This is a genomic window from Novilysobacter longmucuonensis (assembly GCF_046600735.1).
In the GTDB taxonomy this organism is placed as follows: domain Bacteria; phylum Pseudomonadota; class Gammaproteobacteria; order Xanthomonadales; family Xanthomonadaceae; genus Novilysobacter_A; species Novilysobacter_A longmucuonensis.
Genome location: NZ_JBJMAW010000033.1, coordinates 1 through 2076 on the forward strand (window position 1 = coordinate 1; position 2076 = coordinate 2076).

At 74.0% G+C, this 2076-nt stretch carries 2 protein-coding genes; both read right to left on the reverse strand.

Going from position 1 to position 2076, the window contains the following annotated elements:
- The coding region (locus ACJQWM_RS14205) for an AAA family ATPase (protein WP_411306923.1) at positions 1-1101 on the reverse strand (1101 nt) is incomplete at its 3' end.
- On the reverse strand, positions 1098-2076 hold a 979-nt coding region (locus ACJQWM_RS14210; protein WP_411306924.1), incomplete at its 5' end, for a PD-(D/E)XK nuclease family protein. The genes ACJQWM_RS14205 and ACJQWM_RS14210, both read right to left, overlap by 4 nt.

Genomic DNA, 2076 nt, shown 5'->3' on the forward strand with positions numbered 1-2076 from the left:
GGCGTCCGGCAGCAACGGCGCGAGCTCCGCGGCGAGCGCCGGCGGCCATGCGTCGTCCGGCCCGGCCGCGGCCACGATCGCGGCGAGTACGTCGCCGGCCTCGACCGACGGCAACTGGTCGGGATCGCCGAGCAGGACCAGCCGCGCGCCATCGGCCACCGCCTCGACCAGCTTGCACATCAGCGGCAGGTCGACCATCGAGGCCTCGTCGACCACGATCACCTCGAACGGCAGCGGATGCTCGGCGTCGTGGCGAAAGTGCGGGCTGTCGGGGATCGTGCCGAGCAGACGGTGCAGCGTGCGCGCCTGCGCCGGCAGCGCCTCGCACAGGCCCGCATCGATGCCCGGCACCTCGCGCAGGCCGTCGATCGCGTGACGCAGGCTGCCGGCCATGCGCTCGGCGGCGCGGCCGGTCGGCGCGGCCAGCGCGATGCGCGGGGGTTCGCTACCGGCGTCGCGTGCCTGGGCGATCAGCAGCAACAGCAATCGCGCAATGGTGGTGGTCTTGCCGGTGCCGGGCCCGCCGGTGACCAGCAGCAGCGCGCGGCGCAGCGCCAAGGCCGCCGCGCGTGCCTGTTGGTCACCCGCTTGCGCCGCCGCGCGTGCCTGCTGGTCACCGGCGCCCGCGGCCGCACCCGGAAACAGCGCGGCGAACAGCGGTGCCAGTGCGGCGGGGTCCGAGCACGCCGGCGACTGCGCGGCCAGCCGCTGCAGCCCGGCGGCCAAGCGGCGCTCGTACTCGCGGTAGCGGCGCAGGTACAGCAGCCCGGCTTCCAGCACCAGCGGCACATCGGTCGGGGCGACCTCGGCCGGCCCGGGCGTGCCGACCCAGCGCGAACCGCCCAGCGCATCCAGCCAGGCCTGCGGTGCGGGCCAGTCGACCGCGGCATCGAGCAGCGCCTGTGGGCGCGCCGGATCGAACGCGGCATGGCCTTGGCCGATGGCGCAGGAGGCCAGCGCGGCGGCGGCGAGCACCGAATCGCCAGCGCGGCCATCGTCGCTGCCCCGTTCGGAGCGGTCCAGCCGACGCAGGCTCTGGCCCAGCGCATGATCGAGCGCACGCAGCCCGCCGTGCCGGTACAGCGCATCGAGCAGGCTCATGCGCGGCCTCCACGTGCGCCGAACAGGGCGTCGAGTGCGTCCACCAGCGCCGGCGCCGGCGTGTGCGAGTGGATGCCGGACGAGGGCTGCGCCTGCGCGTCCAGGCCGCGGCAGAACAGGTAGCGCACGCCGCCGAAATCGCGCGCGTAGTCGTACTCGGCCCCGCGCCGGAAGCGCAGCCAGCGGTGCAGCGCGAGGGTGTAGATCAGCGCCTGCAGGGTGTATTCGCTGTCGGCCATCGCACGCTCCAGGGTGGCGGCGTCATAGCCCGGCAGACGGTTGGATTTGTAGTCGAGCACGTAGTAGCGGCCGGCGTGTTCGTAAACCAGGTCGATCTTGCCGGTCATCAGGCCTTCGAGCCGGTGCCGCGCACCGAAGGCATGGCGTTGCGGCACCACCCCGTGGGCATGCAGCGTCGCCAGCAGCGCATCGACGTCGGTCGGCTGCAGCGCGAAGTGGAACTCCATCTCGGCGCGCCGCGCCTGCAATGGCACATCGCACAGGCGTGCGCCTTCGGGCAGGGCGACGGTCAACGTGCGCCCGATCAGCCCCGCCAGCTGCATGACGCCCTCGTCGAGCTCGCCCTCGGCGTAACCCGCTTCGCGCAGCGCATCGCGCAGTGGCGCTGCCTGGCCGGGCGGTGGTGCATCGTCGCGCCAGTCGCACCAGGTGGCGAAGTCGACATGCTCCAGTGCCTCGTGCAGCACGTTGCCGAAGCGGCTGCCGGAGAAGCGTGCATCGCCGGGCGTCGCGACCGCGGCGCTGCTATGCGCGCCGCTGCCGTCCGCGACGGGCATGTCTGGCTCGTCATCGGCGCCGCGTTCGAACGTGATGACAGGGCTGGCCGGCTCCGGCGCCGCCGCTTCGGCTTCGCCGCGGCCGGCGCGCGCGAGCTGGGTGAAGCTGTAGACCCACCAGTCGCGCGACAGCACCCGCTGCGGGCGCCGCGCCTCGGGCAGCCCGGCGGCGTGCTGC